We start from the raw sequence: 16,235 nt of genomic DNA on the forward strand, positions 1-16,235 counted from the left end.
CGTGGAACTGACCCGCAAGGGTGCGGAGCTTGCCTCGCAGCTCGGCGACAACCATCCCAAGATCCAGCAGATTCGCAGCGAACTCGCTGCCGTGCGCGCGCGCTTCCTGACCGAGACGCAGCGCATAACGCTGGCCGTCCGCGCCGAGCTCGACGCGGCGAAGGCCGAGGAGGAGGACCTAAAGGAGCTGGTCGACAAGGCCTCGGTCGTCGCCGGAACGGCCAGTCAGTACGAAGCCGAACAGAAGCAGCTCGAACGCGAAGCCCAGTCGAACCGGACCCTGTACGAAGGCTTCCTCAATCGCTTCAAGGAACTGCGCGAACAGCAGGACATTCAGCGTGCCGACGCGCGCATCCTAGCCTACGCGCATCCGGCCGGAGGGCCATCCTCGCCGAATTACCGCAGCGGCCTGATGATGGCTTTCATCATCGGCTCCATGCTCGGCATGGCCGGCGCCGTGGCCGCCGAGAAGCTCGACCGCGTGTTCCGTTCGGCCGCACAGGTCGAAGAGGCTGTCGGTGTGGGCGTACTCGGCATGGTGCCGGAGGTCCGGGGAGCCGCGTCGACGCGCTCCAACGTGGTTGCCCACGTGCTGGAGAACACGACGTCGCCCGCGGCGGAATCGATCCGTGCCGTGTTCACCGCCATCAGTCTCGGCAGCCTCGACCGGCCGCCGCGCATCGTGGCGGTGACGTCGTCGACGCCGAGCGAAGGCAAGACCACGTTCGTGGCCTCGCTGGGCGGCCTGCTGACCAAGATGAATGCCTCCCGGCGCGTCCTGATCGTCGATCTCGACCTCCGTCAGGCGCGTCTGTCGGCGGCGCTCGGCCTCAAGGATCGCGGCGGCACCATCGACGAGTACCTCATGGGGCTGAAGACGCTCGAAGAATGCACCCGGCGCCATGAACTGTCGGGCGTCGACTACATCTGCGGCCGGCCGAACACGCCGAATGCACCGGAAATCCTGGAGTCGCACGCCATGAAGGCAGCGCTGGGCGTCTTCGCCGAGCGCTACGACCTGGTGATCCTCGATGGCCCGCCGGTGATGGCCGTGTCGGACGCGCGCATCATCTCGCGGCTGGCCGACTACACGGTATTCATCGTGCAGTGGGCGAAGACCCCGCGCGAGGTCGTGAAGACGGCGGTCGGGGCGCTGCTCAGCGTGACCAACCACGTCGGCATCGTCATCAACCGCGTGAACCTCGCCAAGCATGCCCGCTACGGCTACGGCGACCACGGCGACTACTACTCACGCTACCGTGGCTACTACGGCGCCGGAGCCGATATGCCGGCCAACGTCGGTGGCCGGCCGCCGCTGAAGCTCGCCTCCAAGTAGGGGCGAGCCTTCGAGGCCTGACTCCGCACCAGCATGGTCGTGCGGCCCGACATGGGCTGCAGCCGGGTGTGGCGGCGATCCTGAACGAGTTCAGAGACGCCAGAGCGTGACGCCGGATGGCGTGGCTCTCCGGTCGAGCAGGGCAGGGACGTCGGCCACGAAGCCCCCCGACGGCGTCAGCAGTCGCTGGACGAGGTTCCAGCCGCCCTCGCGATAGGCGCGATGGGCGACGGCCAGAACCACGGCATCCGCCGGCTTCAGCTGGTCCAATGGTGTCAGCGCCCGTCCGTATTCTTCGTGCAGCAGATCGCTGTCGGCCATCGGATCGTGGAGCTGGACGGTGATCCCGAAATCTTCGAGCTCGCGCACGATGTCGATTACGCGCGTATTGCGGATGTCCGGCACGTTCTCCTTGAAGGTGACGCCCAGCACCGTCACGGTCGGGCGCCCATTGCGGGCGCTGCGCATGATGCTGCGCGCCACGCGGTTGGCGACGTAGACGCCCATGCCGTCGTTGACGCGGCGGCCCGAGTGGATGACGTGCGGATGGTAGCCGACCTCCTCGGCCTTGTGGGCGATGTAGAAGGGGTCGACGCCGATGCAATGGCCACCGACAAGGCCCGGCCGGAAGGGCAGGAAGTTCCATTTGGTGCCGGCGGCCTCCAGGACGTCGCGCGTATCGACGCCCAGCCGGTCGCAGATCAGCGCGACCTCGTTGATCAAGGCGATATTCACGTCGCGCTGGGTGTTCTCGAGAACCTTGGCGAATTCGGCGATCCGGATCGAGGCCGCCCGGTGCGTCCCGGCGCTGACGACGCTCCGGTAGGTCGCGTCGATGATGTCCAGGGTCTCCGGTGTGTCCGCCGATACGATCTTGAGGATGTTGTCGAAGCGGCGCTCCTTGTCGCCGGGATTGATGCGCTCTGGCGAGTAGCCAACGTTGAAGTCGGTCTTCCACTTGAGGCCCGATGCCTTCTCCAGCATCGGTATGCAGATCTCCTCGGTGACGCCTGGATAGACCGTCGATTCGTAGACGACGATATCGCCTCGTTTCAGCGTCCGGCCGATCGTTGCGGAGGCCCCCTTCAACGGTGCGAGATCGGGCTGCTTGCTGGCGTCGATCGGCGTGGGGACGGTGACGATGTGGAAATCCGCGGCGGCGAGATCGCTGGATTGCGAAGAAAAGCGCAGGCCGGGCGCCGTGAGGTCCGCTGCCTGCACCTCGCCGGTGCGGTCGTGGCCCTTGGTGAGCTCGGCTACACGTCGCGGGTCGATGTCGAATCCCAGGACCCTGTAACCGGCGCGGCCGAAGCCCGTGGCGACAGGCAGCCCGACATAGCCGAGGCCGATAACGGAAATATGCCGCTTCATTGGGCCAATTTCTGACAGGTCGGGCATGGCCTGGCATCAACTATGTTGAGGGCGTGACAGGTCGCCGGCCGAGGGCCGGAGACTGTGACAACCCATCCGCGGACCGAAATCTGCAGGACCAAACCGATCCCGTTCGGCGCCAAGGCGGGCCATGATCTATTCTGGTCAGGAACACAACCAGTCCCCGAGGAGTTCGACATGGCTCGGCTAAAATTCGGCGCCTTTCTCGCCCCCCATCATCCGATCGGCGAGCACCCGATGCTGCAGTTCCGCCGGGACCTCGATCTCGTCGAGCAGCTCGACGCACTGGGGTATGATGAATTCTGGTGCGGCGAACATCATTCCAGCGGCTGGGAAATGATTGCATCGCCCGAGATGTTCCTGGCGGCGGCAGGCGAACGCAGCAAGAGGATCATGCTCGGTACCGGCGTGGTCTCGTTGCCCTACCACCATCCGTTCAACGTCGCCCAGCGCATGGTCCAGCTCGACCATATGACAGGCGGCCGTGCGATGTTCGGCTCGGGTCCCGGCGCGCTTCCTTCCGACGCCTATACGCTCGCCATCGATCCGATGGTCCAGCGCGACCGCCAGGATCATGCGATCGGCATCATACGGCGCCTGTTCAACGGCGAGCGGGTGACCGACAAGACCGACTGGTACACGATGCAGGATGCCGCGCTGCAGCTCCTGCCGTTGCAGGAAGAAATGCCGTTCGTGGTCGCCTCGCAGGTCAGCCCCTCGGGCATGACCCTGGCCGGTAAATATGGCATCGGCATCATCTCGCTCGGCTCGATGTCGACCGAAGGCCTGCTGGCGTTGCCGACCCAGTGGAGTTTCGCCGAGACCGCCGCGAAGAAGCACGGTCAGACCGTCGACCGCAAGAACTGGCGCGTCCTGCTCAACTGGCACGTGGCCGAGACTCGCGAGAAGGCGCGTGAGCAGGCCAAGCATGGCCTGCTGCGCTGGCACAACGAGTACATCGTCGGCACGCTGCAGCGGCCGGGCGCCGGTCCCTTCGCCTCGCCGGACGATGCCGTGGACAAGACGGCCTTTGCCGAGGGCTCGGCGGCCACGATTGGGACGCCGGACGACCTCGTGAAGATGATCAAGGACGTCTACGACAAGAGCGGCGGGTTCGGCACCGTCATTGGCTTCGTACACGATTGGGCGAATCCAGAGGATACCCGCCGGAGCTGGGACATGGTGGCGCGTTACGTGATCCCCGAGATCAACGGCTACGTGACCAAGCTGCGTGAATCGCAGAAGTACCTGATCGACAATCGCGCTGTCTTCGAGCGCGCCCAGCAGGCGATCATGGCCAAGATCATGCAGAACGATGTGGCCGCGGAAGCACTGAAGCATACGAAGTCGCCGCGCTTTGCCGCTGCGTCCGCGGCGCTGCCCGATCTCGAGAAGGCGAAAGCTAAAGCGAAGTAGGAGCTTCCGGAGCCCGTCCCGCCGGGACCGTGGCCGAGATGGCGTCCTTCGGGACGCCATCTTGATTTGGAAGGTACGGCTTCGGAAGGAGAGGGATCTGGCGGCGCGCAAATTCTTTGAACAATATTGCCGCTCCGCTATAGTAAGAAAATGCACCCAAACTGCAGGATTGTCTACGAGCTATATGCGGCGCCTTTGTTCCGAACCGGAATGAGGGTTCTGGAGATCGGGCCGGACAAGTTCCCCACCACCCTGCAGGACATCTCACACCGACCCGGCATCGAATGGGACGTCCTGGGCCTGGAGCCCGACCCGCAGTTACAGATCGTCGCGACCAGCGAATACGAGTATCCGATTCCCGAAGCGAGTTACGACATGGTCGTGGCGGCGAATGTCCTGGAGCATGTTCGCAAGCCATGGATATGGATGCGGGAACTGTCGCGAATCGTTCGGCCTGGAGGTTACGTGGTGACGGTCAACCCGGTGAGTTGGCCTTATCATGAAGCGCCGATCGACTGCTGGCGTGTCTTTCCGGAGGGAATGCAGGCATTGCTCGACGATGCCGGCCTGGAGACGGTCGTGAACCGCTTCGAGTCCCACGAGGCTATACGCTCAAGGAACGATACGCCCGGCCGCTCGATCACTGCCTATGGGTGGAAGCACCAACTGGTCGATCGTCTGCTGGGTTGGATAGGCTATCCGCAGGAGAGGGCCTACGATCTCATAACCGTCGCGCGCCGGCCGGTGTGAGGGAGAAGATAGTGTCCGAGCGCAAGTCGGCGGATCGGCCGATGGTATCGGTCGTCATTGCGACATTGAACCGCGAGGCGATGCTTCGACGAACGATCGAGGTGCTACTCAGCCGCGAAGACTACCACCCGTTCGAGGTGATCGTGGTCGACCAGACAGAGCAGCACGAAGAGGCCACCACCCGGTATCTCGAGAGCGTGAGCTCGCGCATCATCCACCGTCGCGCTTCCTACAAGAGCCTGCCCCGCGCGCGTAATGAAGGTCTGCAGGTCGCCAAGGGCGAGATTGTCGTCTTCATCGACGACGACGTGGAGACCGGAGAAGGCTTTCTTGCCGCCCATGTCGCGCCCTATGCCGACGAAAAGGTCTGGGCCGTGACTGGCCCGTCGCCGAACCCGGGCGAGCGGCTGCTGAGCCGGGATGAGATTTCCGACGAACAGTACGCGAAGCTGTTTATCGACGACCGGCTGCTGCTGAATGTCGATTTCGACTTCGAACCCTGTAGCTGGGGGATCGGCTGCAATCTCTCGGTGAGGAAGTCGGCGGCCATGCAGGTCGGCCGGTTCGACGAGAACTTCGTGGCCAATGCCATCGGGGAGGATGCCGAGTTCTGCTATCGCATCAGAAAGCATGGCGGCACGATTCACTACGCCGGCCGCGCTGCGCTCGTGCATTTCCAGGACCCCAGCGGCGGCTGCCGTACCGATGTCGGCGCCGACTATGTCCGGATGGCAGCCTACAATCTGAACTACTTCTATCGTGTGGTCGAAGGCCGCTTGCCGGCCATCTTGAGGGCCAATTGGCGGACCTATCGTCAGTATGTCCTGAACAGAGACAATCTAGGCAGGACAGTTTCCCTGCATCTGGCCTATCTCGCCGGCCTCTATCACGGCCGACGGCAGCCGCGTTGGAATTCGGGCATCTGATACATGCAGGTCGACACGCCGATGCGGCGTTGGATGCATCAAGCCGGTCACGTCGCCAGGGCCATATACTCGGGCCGGACGGCCAACTCGGGAAGACTGTTGCTCGGCGTCGCGGCTGCCTTCTGCACCGTCGTCGGCCTCTACGACCTGCTGACCATAACGCTTTTCCTGTCCGGAGGACCTCTCATCGGTCCGCAGCGCTGGGTTCTGTTCCCCGACTTTTTGGTATTCCACGCCGCGGCGCGCGCCTTCTTCGAGGGAAACCTCTCGATCGTCTACGATTTCTCGGCATTCGTTGCCTACGAGAACCGGATCTATGTTGATCGCTTTCCATCGCCCCTGGGATTCAGGCCGTTCCTCTATCCTCCGGTCTGGCTCCTGCTGATATTGCCGGTGGCGCTTCTCGCGGTCGCGGCTGCCTATGGCGCGTTCATGGCCGCAACGGCTGCCATTTCGTACGTGTTGATTGGGCGCTCGGACCTCTACGGATGGTTGGCCGTGATCACCTCTCCAGCTGCGCTCTGGACGATGATCTCGGGGCAGAACACCTTCCTGACGATTGGGCTCTTCTACGGCGGCATGGGCCTGCTGACGCGATCGCCGGTCGCCGCCGGCATCTTGCTGGGCATTCTCTCATACAAGCCGCAGCTCTGGATTCTCGTCCCGGTAGCTCTGGTCGCGGGGCGTTACTGGAGGGCGCTTGTCTCTACGATCGGTACCGCGCTCGTGCTTGCCCTGCTCAGCCTGCTGGTTTTCGGCTTCGATTTCTGGATTCGCTTCTTCGAGATGGCGCGCGAGGCGTCTTCGCCCGAGATCGTCAACATGATGTTCAGGGACGTGTCGATCTACATGACGACCATCCTGGCGGCTGCACGGATCCTCGGCGTCGCGCCGGACATCGCTGGCTTGCTGCACGTCGCGGGAGCGCTCGCCGGGTGCGCGTTGGTCTGGTTCGGCTTCAGGCGCTATCCTCACAGCGACGAGCGGACGGCCGTTCTCGCCGCCGGCACGCTGTTGCTGACGCCATACCTGGTCAACTACGACATGCTGCTGCTGATGCCGGCTGTGGTTGCGATCTTTCGTCGTCGGATGACATCGAGAATCTATCCGCTCGAACTCCTGTTCTTCTTCTGCCTCTGGCTCGTTCCGAACGTCGGTGTTCGCTTCAATATCTACCAACTGCCCTTGTTCCCGATCTTCGTCGTCGGTTTCGCCTATCTGGCTTTCGTCACCTTGAGGGGAGTGAACCAGGGGACGTCGCCCTGCTGGCCCTTCAAGGCGTAGCGGAGATACCGGCAATCAGCTGTGAGTCGCTAGCCATCGACGAGCGCCCAGGAGCGACTGATTGATGACCTGGTGCATGTCCAGATACTGGTAAAGTCCACAACGGCCGATGAAGGTGATCTGTGGTGTCTCCTCGGCAAGCTTTGCGTACTGTTCGTAGGCCTTCTGGAAACGGCCATCGCTGGTGCGGACCGGATAGTAGCGCTCGAAATTGTTGTCCCTGTAGTCGCAGGGCTCCTCGCGGGTGTGAGGGCCGATGGGGCGCCCATTGTCGTGATGCGGCAGCAGGTGCCAGGCCGTCTCGCGGGTCCAGCGGCTGCTGTCGGTGTAGTTGGTGACGGTCCAGCCCATCCCTGGCTGCTTCGCCTTTGTGATGTGTTCGAAGCGGATGGAGCGATAGGGCAGGGGGCCGAAGCATTCCGAGTAATATTCGTCGATCGGCACGCTGAGAAAGGCGGCATCGTAGTCCCGTTCGAGGCCGCGGCTGAAAGCATGGCCAAGTCCGATCTCGATGTTGGGATGGTCGAGAAGTCGGTCGAAGATCGCGGTGTAGCCATGGCGCGGCATGAGCTGGAAGCGGTCGTCGGGAAAGTAACGATCCTCGTCGTCGAAGCGGAGCGGCAAACGCTTCACGACGCCGGCGTCGAGTTCTTCGAGATCGAGGGCCCACATCTTCTTCGTGTAGGGGCGGAAGAACAGGTCCGTCAGTTCCTTGCCGATTTGGCTGTTCAGGTAGTCGGCGGCATGTGCCGGGTGCTCGATCTTTTCCGAGACACGGGCCAGAAGGGACCGCGCGGCATCGGCATCGGGAAGATCCACACCGAACACGATCTCCAAAGTACGCCGGTTGATCGGCAGCGGGGCGGTCGACCCCGACGGCAGCAATGCCCGCACGCGATGATCGTACCGTACCCAATCGCCCCAGCGACGGAGCCAGCGGACAACCTCCTCGTTGTTAGTGTGGAAGAGATGCGGTCCGTAGCGATGGATGCGCGTGCCGCTCTGATCGACGAAGTCGTAGGCATTGCCGCCGACGTGATCGCGTTTGTCCAGGAGGGTGACGGCGTGTCCCGCTTCGGCGAGGTTGCGAGCATAGGTCGCCCCTGCAAAGCCGGCCCCGACGACAAGAATCCGCTGTCTGCTCATCGGCATGAAGCCTTCGGCTCTATCATCTGAGTCCCAGCATGCGGTCGATCTCGGCGATCACTCCGGCTGATCCGTCGGGCGAAAACTTGCGGGCGAAATGCGACCGGAGCTCGACGATCCTAGGAAGGTCTTCCGACTCGATCGTCCGAGGGTGGGAAATCTGGCCAAGCCAGTTCGTATACCGCTTATTGTCCTTGCAGATCCTGAGCCCTGGCTGGTTAGCGAGGATAGTGTGCTGCACGGCTTCTTCGGGGCACAATCGTCCCCTGAAGTGATCGAAGGTTCGCTGATGCTTCTCCGCTGCGGTCATCAGTATGTCCGCGACCTTGCCATTGCCGGTGAACCAGAAATCGCCGGCGTAGCACTGCCAGGTCGGTGAGAAGGGTTGGAAAGGGCTGAGGAGGAGCCTGTTGCGGATGATGATCTGCCGGTGCGTGTAGGTCAGGCGCTTGGTGAGGGAGGGGTAACGGAACTCTTTCGATATGTAGCGGTCGTACGCCATGCGCCGCCATGCCACCGGATGGGTACCCATGCAGCTGTGCGGCGGGTTCTCGATCGGCGCCGGCTTCAGTTCGGCAAGCTGGTAGTCGAGATAGAGGTCGAAGGGACTTCCGCGCAACTCCGAGATGACGTCATCGCTCGGCATTACGGGATAGTCGGCCGCGCTGAGGAGGGTGAACCACTCCGGCGAGCCGCGCCGGTACAGCAGCTTCAATGCCGCCAGTACAGCGTATATGCAGGCGACGTCGGACCACTTCGTTTTGATGCTGGGCTGTACGAAGCCGACATTGTCCGGGAACCGGGTCGTATCGGCCGTCGACTGCGAAAAGTCGTGATGGATCGCGATGGCGGGGTGGTCGTAGAGGCGGTTCAGGGTGGCGACCAGTCGCTCGAGTTGGTCCGGAGCGGCATGCGAAAGAATGAGGAATCCGAGAGGGGGCGGCATGAACGCCTATGGGCTCCGTGCCTTAACGAAGAATCGCGATTCTTCCTTGCGTCTATGGAGCAACCGCAAACCAGCGTCCTTCAGGCGTTCCCCGATCCTGGCCTGAACGGTAGCGAGCGGCCCAGAAGCTGGAAAGAAAATTCTATCCAGGTGGCGGGCTTGGCCAAGGCGGCGTGTACAGACCTCACTCCTCGGAAGCCTTACGGTCCAATCGGTAGACGTCGCACAAGCCGTAGCCAATAGTGCGGGCGTTCCCATCGAAAGACAGTCATGACCAGTTCTGTTGCGTCCTTCCTAGACTACCGCGTCGTCAGCTATCCGGTCCGCGTCTACAGCGGACAAGGAGCGCTGGAGAGCCTGCCTGCCGAGGTGGGGCGCCATCGCGCCAAGCGCGCTTTCGTCGTCTGCGGCCGGTCGGTATCGCGCAACACGCCGCTCGTGGCCCATATTCGCGAGCTGTTGGGCGAGCGGTTCGCCGGTCTCTACGACGAGATGGGCAAGGACTCGCCCATCGAAGATGTGATGGCCGCCGCCGACAAGGCCCGGGCGGCGGAGGCAGATCTTCTGATCGCCGTCGGCGCTGGCAGCGTGCTCCAGGGCACACGGGTGGTCGCCATTCTGCTGGCCGAGAAGGAGCCTGTCGAACAACTGATCACGCAGTATCCGCCGGGGCGGCCTGCGATCAGCCCCAAGCTGATGGCGCCCAAGTTGCCGATCATCAACGTCCTCACCGTGGGCTCGTCGGCGCAGAACCGCGCTGGCTCGGCGGTGAAGTCGGAGAAGCTGGGTCGCCGCATGGAGTTCTTCGATCCCAAGACGCGGCCGGTGGCGCTGTTCTGGGACAACGACGCGCTGCTCACGGCGCCGACCTCAATGGTGTGCGCCAGTGGCGGCGCGATCTATTGGCGTGCGATCATGAACATGGGCTACACGCAGGCCGCGCCGCTGGCCGACTTTGCCCGGCGGCAGGCCTTCGAGCTGATGAGCCGGGCCTTGCCGCGTCTCGGCGATCCGCACGACGTGGCGGCGCGCAACGATCTTTGCCTCGCGACCTTCCTGCAGAATCGTGAGGTCGACGATGGCGGGGCGCCGGTTCGGCATTGGGTCAGCCGCGTCGTCTATGCCTTTGCGTCGAGCCTGTTCAATCTCCACGGCCATGTCTCGCAGGGCGCGGCGCATTGCGCCCTGACGCCGACAGTCATGCGTCGGCTGGGCAATCGCGACCCGCAGGAGATGTGTGCGATCGCTCGCGCGCTGGGCGTCTGGAAAGAGGGCGATCCGGTCGCCGATGCGCCCTCCCGTGCGGCCGACCAGCTGGAGAAGGTGTTCGCCTCGATCGGCATGCCGATCAATCTCGCGCCCCTGGACGTTCCGCAGTCCAGCATCGACGCGATCCTCGAACCGTCGCTGACGAACTTCAATGCCGATCCCAAGCAGGAGTTCGTGAAGGAGAGGGATCTTCTGCGCGAGGTGCTGAAGGCGGCGTGGTGAGCACACGCGCAAACTCTCGACAGGAGGTCCGACCCGGAGGACGATAGACTTCCACGTGCGTTACGGAGGTCACCATGCGTAAGGCAATGATCGACGATCGCCTGAACCGGCGCCGGCTCCTGTGGGCTGCCCTGGGAAGCGCCGTCGCCGGAGCGAGTTTGCCGGCAATGGCCCATCATGGATGGTCTTGGGCCGAGGAGCAGCAGACGGAACTTAAGGGGACGATCCAGTCCATTTCCATGGCGCCGCCGCATCCGTCTTTGCAGATGGTCGCGGCAGATGGCGTCCTCTGGCAGGTCGATCTCGGCAATCCCAACCAGACGGCGCGGTCGGGGTTCACGGCCACTTCTGCCAAGCCGGGCGACGCCATCGTCGTTCTCGGCAATCGCCACCTCGACAAGACGAAGATGCAGTTCAAGGCGGTTCGCATCACGATCGCCGGCAAGAACTACGACATGTATCCCGAACGGATCCGTACCAACTGAGTCCCGTTTCGCCGATGCAGCTCGCGGAATGGATCGCTACCTGGCCGGGCGCCGTCCTGTTGCACCGCTCCGGTGTCGCCTATCTGCTGGTGAACGCCGTCCATATTCTCGGTGTGGGGCTGATCCTGGGCGCCATTCTCCCGCTCGACATGCGCCTGCTGGGCTTCTTCCGCAGTGTGCCGCTCGCCGCGATCGGCCCGTTCCTCGTGCGGGTCGCAGCGAGCGGAGTCGGTTTGGCGATCCTCACGGGCCTTTGGCTCTTTTCGGTGAAACCTGTCGAATATCTCGGCAATCCGGCCTTTCTCTGGAAGATCGTCTTTCTGCTTTTGGCGCTGATGAATGTCGTGCTGCAGCACCGCAGCCGGCATTACCAGAACGCCTTGGCGAGCGGCGCCGTTCGCCCGAGTGTTCGTGTCATGGCCGGGTGCTCGGCAGCCCTGTGGCTGACCGTCCTGGTGGCCGGGCGCTGGATAGGGTTCATCTAGGGCTTGCCGTCGCGGCCAGCGCCTGTGTGAGATCGGCAATCAGATCGTCGGGATGCTCGATGCCGACCGACAGACGTATCGTCGTATCCAGAACGCCGATGCGGGCCCGCACATCGGCCGGCACGCCGGAATGCGTCATGGCGGCGGGATGGCTGGCGAGCGACTCGGTGCCGCCGAGGCTGACGGCCAGCTTGAAGATCTGCAGGGCATTGAGGAAGGCAAAGGCCTGCTTCTCTCCCCCCTTTATGTCGAACGAGAAGGTGGAGCCCGCGCCGGTGCATTGCCGGGCGAACACGGCCTGTGCGGCCGAGCCCTTCTCGAGAAACTCCAGGTAGTGGACCTTGGCGACCTTGGGATGATCGCGGAGATATTCGGCGACGAGCCTTGCGTTGGAGTTGGCGCGCTCCATTCGCAGCCCGAGCGTCTCCAGCGAGCGCCCCAGCATCCAGCAGGAATGCGGATCGAGCTGCGTACCCAGGCTGCCGCGCAAGGCCTTGATCGGCCCGATGATCGCCTTGGAGCCCAGCGTAGCGCCGGCGATGAGGTCCGAATGGCCGCCGACATACTTGGTCAGCGAGTAGACCGAGACGTCGGCGCCGTGGGCGAGGGGACGCTGGAACACCGGGCCGAGCAGGGTGTTGTCGCAGACCAGAACGGGCCGAAAACCCTGGGCGGCGTCGATCTCGTCGGCGATTTTCCGCAGGAGCTTGATGTCGACCAGCGTGTTGGTCGGATTGGCCGGAGTCTCGGTCATGATGACCGATATGCGCCCCTTGCCACGTGCCTCTTGCGCGGCGGCGCGGACAGCGGATTCGCTCACGCCGTCGACGAAGCCGACGGCGTGGATGCCGAAGTCCGCCATTGTCCGCGACAGAAGCGTCTCCGTCCCGCCGTAGAGCGGTTGCGAATGCAGGATGACATCGCCGGGGCGGGCGAAAGCGAGGATCGTCGTGGAGATCGCCGACATGCCGGAGGAAAACAGGACGCAGGATTCCGCCCCCTCGTAGACCGCGAGCCTGTCCTCGACGATCTCGCTGTTGGGATGGTTGAAGCGGGAATAGACGAGACCGGCCGAACTGCCCTTCGGTGGCTGTTTGCGTCCCGACGCGTAGTCGAAGAAGTCGCGGCCTTCTTCAGCCGAACTGAAAACGAAGGTCGAGGTGAGGAAGACAGGCGGCTTCACCGCACCCTCAGACAGGACCGGATCGTAGCCATAGCTCAGCATCAGGGTCTCGGGCTTCAGGGCATGGTTGCCGATATGCGTCTTGGACGGGCGCGGAGCGGTCATGGTGTCTCCTGTCACAGGGGCGGCTAGGGCCCGCTAGCTTGGGCCGGGCGGCCCATTCGCGCGAGGGCTAACGAACGCAGCGGCGCGTTGCCACGACGAAGCGCCCCGATGGGACTCAGGGGACGAAAACGCGAAATTTTCAGAAGAAGCGCGCGAAAATTGGCTGGGGGACCAGGAGCCCAGTTCTAGAACATCCAAAACGTTGAAGGGCCTAAAAGCCCTTGAACACAGGCTTTTACCGACTCACTTTCCGTAGAACATTTGGCGAGAAAGGCGTTCTACGGTGGCTCGGACGGAATATCACAAGAGGCGGGTGCCCTCGGAAATTCAGGGGATCGTGATCGACGGGATCAAGTTGACCCAGCATCTCTACATTCCGCTCCGCGACGGTATGACCCCGACCAAGGCGAGGGCCTACTCCGAGGATTTGATCGTCCGGGCCCGCCAGAGGGTCAACTACAGGGTGACCGAGGCCGACGCATGGGAGCTGGCCACAGCTATCTGCTCAGCCGCGTGGACGGCGAGTGAGGAGGATCGCCGGGACCCAGAGCTGTTCACCCCGGGGCTGGGCCCGGACGCCCGTGGGTGGCTCCGGAGGATGGACCGGACGTTCAGCTACGAGGATCAGGCCATCATCTCTCGCTGGGTCGAACGGGTCTATCAGCAGCGTGTTCGGGTCGAAGCGGCCCAGAGCCTGATCAAGCTGGACGACCCGGAGGCCCTGATCGGGGAGGCCCGGATCAACCGTAGCCCCGCGCATAGTCCGGTCGAACTCGTGAAGTCCGTGAGGAAGGCAGCGAATCGGACGCCACTGCACTCCGAGGTCACCCGGGACTACTTCGGAGCCAAGGATCGCCCGGCCAACTATCGTCGGGCTCTGGAGCAGTTCCGGGAGCAGTGCGGCGATCTGGAGATCGGCGAGTACACACCAGACCACTGCTGGGCCTTCCGAAACTGGCTGAACGAGACCCTCGATGAGAAGAAGGGCGAGCCTCTAGCCGGTCAGACCAAGAACAACAAAATGTCAGCGGTCTCTTCGGTGTTCGGCTTTGCCATCGAGCAGAGGCATCGGAATGACAACCCGATGCGAGACGTGAAGCTGTACCCGAAGGGGGAGAATCGGAAGAAGAAGCGTCGCCTCTACACCAAGGAGGAACTCACCGCCTTGTTCGTGGATGGTCAGCGCGAAGCCGAGTGGCAGTACTGGGCTCCTCTGTTGGGCATCTATGCGGGCGTCAGACTTCGTGAGGCGATCCAGCTTCGTCCGACTGACATCAGCCATGAGTTCGGCGTGTGGCATCTCCTGATCCATCCGGGTCGGGGCCAGCGCGTGAAGGGCGGACAGAGCAGGGTCGTGCCGATCCACAGGGAGCTGATCCGTCTCGGACTGATCGACCTGCACAAGCGAGCCATCAAGGAAAAGCGCGATTGGCTATTCCGGGATGTCCCTCTGGTGGAGGAGCCGGGCAAGCGCTTCCATGCTCCCGATGTCGAGAAGCTCATGGTTCCGAGCACGAACGCAGCCACCCAGTGGTTCGGGCGGTACTGCGATGACTGCAAGGTCTCGGACGTGAATGTGGATTTCCACGCCTTGCGAGGAACCTTCATCACGTACGGTTCCCAGCAAGGTCACGACCTCAGCCTGAGAATGGAGCTGGCTGGGCACAGCAAAGGCTCCAGCGTTCACCAGACCTACATCTATGCAGGCGCTTCGCTGAAGAAGCTGAAGAAGGAGATCGACGCGATCCGCTACCCGATCCGCATTTCTGGCTGACCAGAGGGTCGGGACTTCATTCATCCCGGACTGCAGGAGATCGCCTGCAAAGCCAGAATGCCGAACGCTATCAGGCGATTGAGCTGAGCCCAGCTCAGCTGAATATCGAATTTGAACGAGAGTTTGATCATCAAAAAGGGTCCTTCCGGCGCATTTCCCCACATCCAGAATCGGGATGATCCTGAAGTTTCGTCTTCCTAAGAGGTGGGCCGGATGACTCCCCGCTCCCGCGGAGGGGGTTGGCTTTTTGAGCACGTCTATAATACTGCAAAGGTTGTGGATTGTCAGAGGCACAACCCGGTTGCCTTGTGAATAGGTTGCCTTGTGGCTGATCGCACCACTCCATTTCGAGTATAATGCGGCTGAATCACTCAGCGGACGCCATGCTCACAGAAGACGACATTCAGAATTTGCCCGACGATCCAGACTTAGCCCTAGCAATCATGGCCGACCAGATGGAGAGCGAGGTCGGCCCGGCCATGGCGAACAACGAGTTCGGGATGACCGAAGGGCGGACTTGGTGGGGCGACATCCAAGCTCATATCAACGTTCACCGGATGCAGGATAGGTATCAGCTTCTTGCTCCGGAGCCACCCGGTGATCAGAAGACCTTTTGGAGTTGGTTCGAGAAGTTTCGGCAGAATTTGCGACACTATCGGACCACAATCTATTTCCACCAGAAGCGCAACTCCACGTCGGTTGTGCTGAGTGCGAAGTATAAAAAGCGCGTTCACGAACTCCTTAACGAGATTCGGCAGCTCATTGAGAAGATGGATATCAGTATCGATAAGCGCGATGCGATTTTCCGACTGATCGCGCGCCTTCAATCAGAGGTGGACCGTGAGCGTACAGATATTCAGGGCGTTCTTCACATGATTCTCGAAGTGAGTGGCGTGGTGAAGAAGGTTGGAGAAGACGCGAAGCCCTTCGTGGATCGGGTCCGTGAATTGTTCGGTATCGTCACCGAAGCGAGGGACAATCCGGAGCCAAAGAAAGTTGGGAAACCTGAGCAGAAGAAGATCGACAAGAGCACACTGGATGACGACATCCCGTTCTGATTATCAGACTAAATAGTCCTGTGGCCTAGGTTTCGTTCTTCACCAGCCACGCTCCTGTTGAAGAGGCCCCATGGACTGAATCCCGTGGGGCCTTTTTGCTGAGCACTGCCATGTCAAGGCAGCGGCCAGAGGGTCCTAAATAGGTTCATTCAGAATCTGATGAAGGGAACCCGATATGGCCGAACGTAGTCCCGAAGAGGACGCCTATGAGCGCGATATGCAGGTGAAGATCAACTCGATCAGCGAATGGATCGCCGATCATGGACCGGTCACCGATCAGGTAACCGCGGCATGGGTGATGGAGCAGGTTGAGCCGATGCTGACCGATGACATTCGTATCTTCGGAGATCGAATGATCCTTCCCGAGGATCATCCCGAGGATGAGTGGTGGTCGTTCAGTTTCACCTACCCGAGATACACCGCGCCCCAGCCAGAGCCGCAGGAAGGCTAGCTAACAG

15 protein-coding genes are annotated in these 16,235 nt (G+C 62.2%); 11 read left to right on the plus strand and 4 right to left on the minus strand.

Annotation, left to right across the window (positions count from 1 at the left end; genetic code table 11):
* Nucleotide 1: 1 nt before the first annotated feature.
* Nucleotides 2–1,336: a GumC family protein gene (locus BN60_RS07600; protein WP_020695417.1), complete on the plus strand. Its 1,335-nt coding sequence runs from the start codon at nucleotides 2–4 to the stop codon at nucleotides 1,334–1,336.
* A gap of 90 nt (nucleotides 1,337–1,426) precedes the next feature.
* On the opposite strand, the gene BN60_RS07605 is transcribed toward BN60_RS07600, so the two are convergent.
* A complete protein-coding gene (locus BN60_RS07605) occupies nucleotides 1,427–2,707 on the minus strand; it encodes a nucleotide sugar dehydrogenase (RefSeq protein ID WP_020695418.1) in 1,281 nt (426 codons plus the stop codon).
* A gap of 198 nt (nucleotides 2,708–2,905) precedes the next feature.
* Here BN60_RS07605 and BN60_RS07610 point away from each other — a divergent pair, with 198 nt between their 5' ends.
* From BN60_RS07610 to BN60_RS28690, 4 genes are all read left to right on the plus strand, one after another.
* Complete coding sequence (locus tag BN60_RS07610; protein WP_020695419.1) at nucleotides 2,906–4,144, plus strand: LLM class flavin-dependent oxidoreductase; 1,239 nt, start codon at nucleotides 2,906–2,908, stop codon at nucleotides 4,142–4,144.
* A gap of 150 nt (nucleotides 4,145–4,294) precedes the next feature.
* Nucleotides 4,295–4,894: a methyltransferase domain-containing protein gene (locus BN60_RS07615; protein WP_043283725.1), complete on the plus strand. Its 600-nt coding sequence runs from the start codon at nucleotides 4,295–4,297 to the stop codon at nucleotides 4,892–4,894.
* An 11-nt stretch (nucleotides 4,895–4,905) separates the two neighbouring features.
* Nucleotides 4,906–5,820 (plus strand): glycosyltransferase family 2 protein, encoded by a 915-nt coding sequence (locus BN60_RS07620; RefSeq protein ID WP_020695421.1) that lies wholly within the window; start codon nucleotides 4,906–4,908, stop codon nucleotides 5,818–5,820.
* Between the two features lie 99 nt (nucleotides 5,821–5,919).
* Nucleotides 5,920–7,104, plus strand: coding sequence for a glycosyltransferase family 87 protein (locus BN60_RS28690; protein ID WP_177324780.1), 1,185 nt, complete (start codon nucleotides 5,920–5,922; stop codon nucleotides 7,102–7,104).
* Between the two features lie 15 nt (nucleotides 7,105–7,119).
* On the opposite strand, the gene BN60_RS07630 is transcribed toward BN60_RS28690, so the two are convergent.
* Together BN60_RS07630 and BN60_RS07635 are read right to left on the minus strand one after the other, a co-directional pair.
* Entirely contained in the window at nucleotides 7,120–8,250 is a 1,131-nt protein-coding gene (locus tag BN60_RS07630; RefSeq protein ID WP_043285051.1) for an FAD-dependent oxidoreductase, read from the minus strand.
* 22 nt (nucleotides 8,251–8,272) lie between these two features.
* Complete coding sequence (locus BN60_RS07635; RefSeq protein ID WP_020695424.1) at nucleotides 8,273–9,196, minus strand: hypothetical protein; 924 nt, start codon at nucleotides 9,194–9,196, stop codon at nucleotides 8,273–8,275.
* Nucleotides 9,197–9,466: 270 nt separating this feature from the next.
* Here BN60_RS07635 and BN60_RS28695 point away from each other — a divergent pair, with 270 nt between their 5' ends.
* The 3 genes from BN60_RS28695 to BN60_RS07650 all read left to right on the plus strand — a co-directional run bounded on the left by BN60_RS28695 (nucleotide 9,467) and on the right by BN60_RS07650 (nucleotide 11,657).
* A complete protein-coding gene (locus tag BN60_RS28695; protein WP_020695425.1) occupies nucleotides 9,467–10,687 on the plus strand; it encodes an iron-containing alcohol dehydrogenase family protein in 1,221 nt (406 codons plus the stop codon).
* A gap of 74 nt (nucleotides 10,688–10,761) precedes the next feature.
* Nucleotides 10,762–11,172 carry a DUF6152 family protein gene (locus BN60_RS07645; protein WP_245539816.1) on the plus strand — a complete coding sequence of 137 codons (411 nt, stop codon included), beginning with the start codon at nucleotides 10,762–10,764 and terminating at the stop codon, nucleotides 11,170–11,172.
* 14 nt (nucleotides 11,173–11,186) lie between these two features.
* Complete coding sequence (locus tag BN60_RS07650) at nucleotides 11,187–11,657, plus strand: hypothetical protein (protein ID WP_020695427.1); 471 nt, start codon at nucleotides 11,187–11,189, stop codon at nucleotides 11,655–11,657.
* Here the strand turns inward: BN60_RS07650 and BN60_RS07655 are convergent.
* Nucleotides 11,650–12,945 (minus strand): cystathionine gamma-synthase family protein, encoded by a 1,296-nt coding sequence (locus tag BN60_RS07655; RefSeq protein WP_020695428.1) that lies wholly within the window; start codon nucleotides 12,943–12,945, stop codon nucleotides 11,650–11,652. The two genes, BN60_RS07650 and BN60_RS07655, sit on opposite strands and share 8 nt — an antisense overlap.
* A gap of 337 nt (nucleotides 12,946–13,282) precedes the next feature.
* Here BN60_RS07655 and BN60_RS07660 point away from each other — a divergent pair, with 337 nt between their 5' ends.
* The 3 genes from BN60_RS07660 (at nucleotide 13,283) to BN60_RS07670 (ending at nucleotide 16,228) form a co-directional block, all read left to right on the plus strand.
* A complete protein-coding gene (locus tag BN60_RS07660; protein ID WP_148283346.1) occupies nucleotides 13,283–14,719 on the plus strand; it encodes a tyrosine-type recombinase/integrase in 1,437 nt (478 codons plus the stop codon).
* Nucleotides 14,720–15,102: 383 nt separating this feature from the next.
* The gene (locus BN60_RS07665) at nucleotides 15,103–15,777 is read left to right on the plus strand and encodes a hypothetical protein (protein ID WP_148283347.1); all 675 of its coding nucleotides are present in this window, start codon (nucleotides 15,103–15,105) and stop codon (nucleotides 15,775–15,777) included.
* A 175-nt stretch (nucleotides 15,778–15,952) separates the two neighbouring features.
* Complete coding sequence (locus BN60_RS07670) at nucleotides 15,953–16,228, plus strand: hypothetical protein (RefSeq protein WP_020695432.1); 276 nt, start codon at nucleotides 15,953–15,955, stop codon at nucleotides 16,226–16,228.
* The last annotated feature ends 7 nt before the right edge of the window (nucleotides 16,229–16,235 follow it).

This window comes from Reyranella massiliensis 521, from assembly GCF_000312425.1.
In the GTDB taxonomy this organism is placed as follows: Bacteria; Pseudomonadota; Alphaproteobacteria; order Reyranellales; family Reyranellaceae; genus Reyranella; species Reyranella massiliensis.

Coding starts and splice junctions, on each gene's coding strand:
- BN60_RS07650 (WP_020695427.1), top strand. CDS start 11,187: ATGCAGCTCGCGGAATGGATCGCTACCTGGCCGGGCGCCGTCCTGTTG.
- BN60_RS07605 (WP_020695418.1), bottom strand. CDS start 2,707: ATGAAGCGGCATATTTCCGTTATCGGCCTCGGCTATGTCGGGCTGCCT.
- BN60_RS07630 (WP_043285051.1), bottom strand. CDS start 8,250: ATGAGCAGACAGCGGATTCTTGTCGTCGGGGCCGGCTTTGCAGGGGCG.
- BN60_RS07655 (WP_020695428.1), bottom strand. CDS start 12,945: ATGACCGCTCCGCGCCCGTCCAAGACGCATATCGGCAACCATGCCCTG.
- BN60_RS07615 (WP_043283725.1), top strand. CDS start 4,295: ATGCACCCAAACTGCAGGATTGTCTACGAGCTATATGCGGCGCCTTTG.
- BN60_RS07645 (WP_245539816.1), top strand. CDS start 10,762: ATGCGTAAGGCAATGATCGACGATCGCCTGAACCGGCGCCGGCTCCTG.
- BN60_RS07665 (WP_148283347.1), top strand. CDS start 15,103: ATGCTCACAGAAGACGACATTCAGAATTTGCCCGACGATCCAGACTTA.
- BN60_RS28695 (WP_020695425.1), top strand. CDS start 9,467: ATGACCAGTTCTGTTGCGTCCTTCCTAGACTACCGCGTCGTCAGCTAT.
- BN60_RS07610 (WP_020695419.1), top strand. CDS start 2,906: ATGGCTCGGCTAAAATTCGGCGCCTTTCTCGCCCCCCATCATCCGATC.
- BN60_RS07635 (WP_020695424.1), bottom strand. CDS start 9,196: ATGCCGCCCCCTCTCGGATTCCTCATTCTTTCGCATGCCGCTCCGGAC.
- BN60_RS07670 (WP_020695432.1), top strand. CDS start 15,953: ATGGCCGAACGTAGTCCCGAAGAGGACGCCTATGAGCGCGATATGCAG.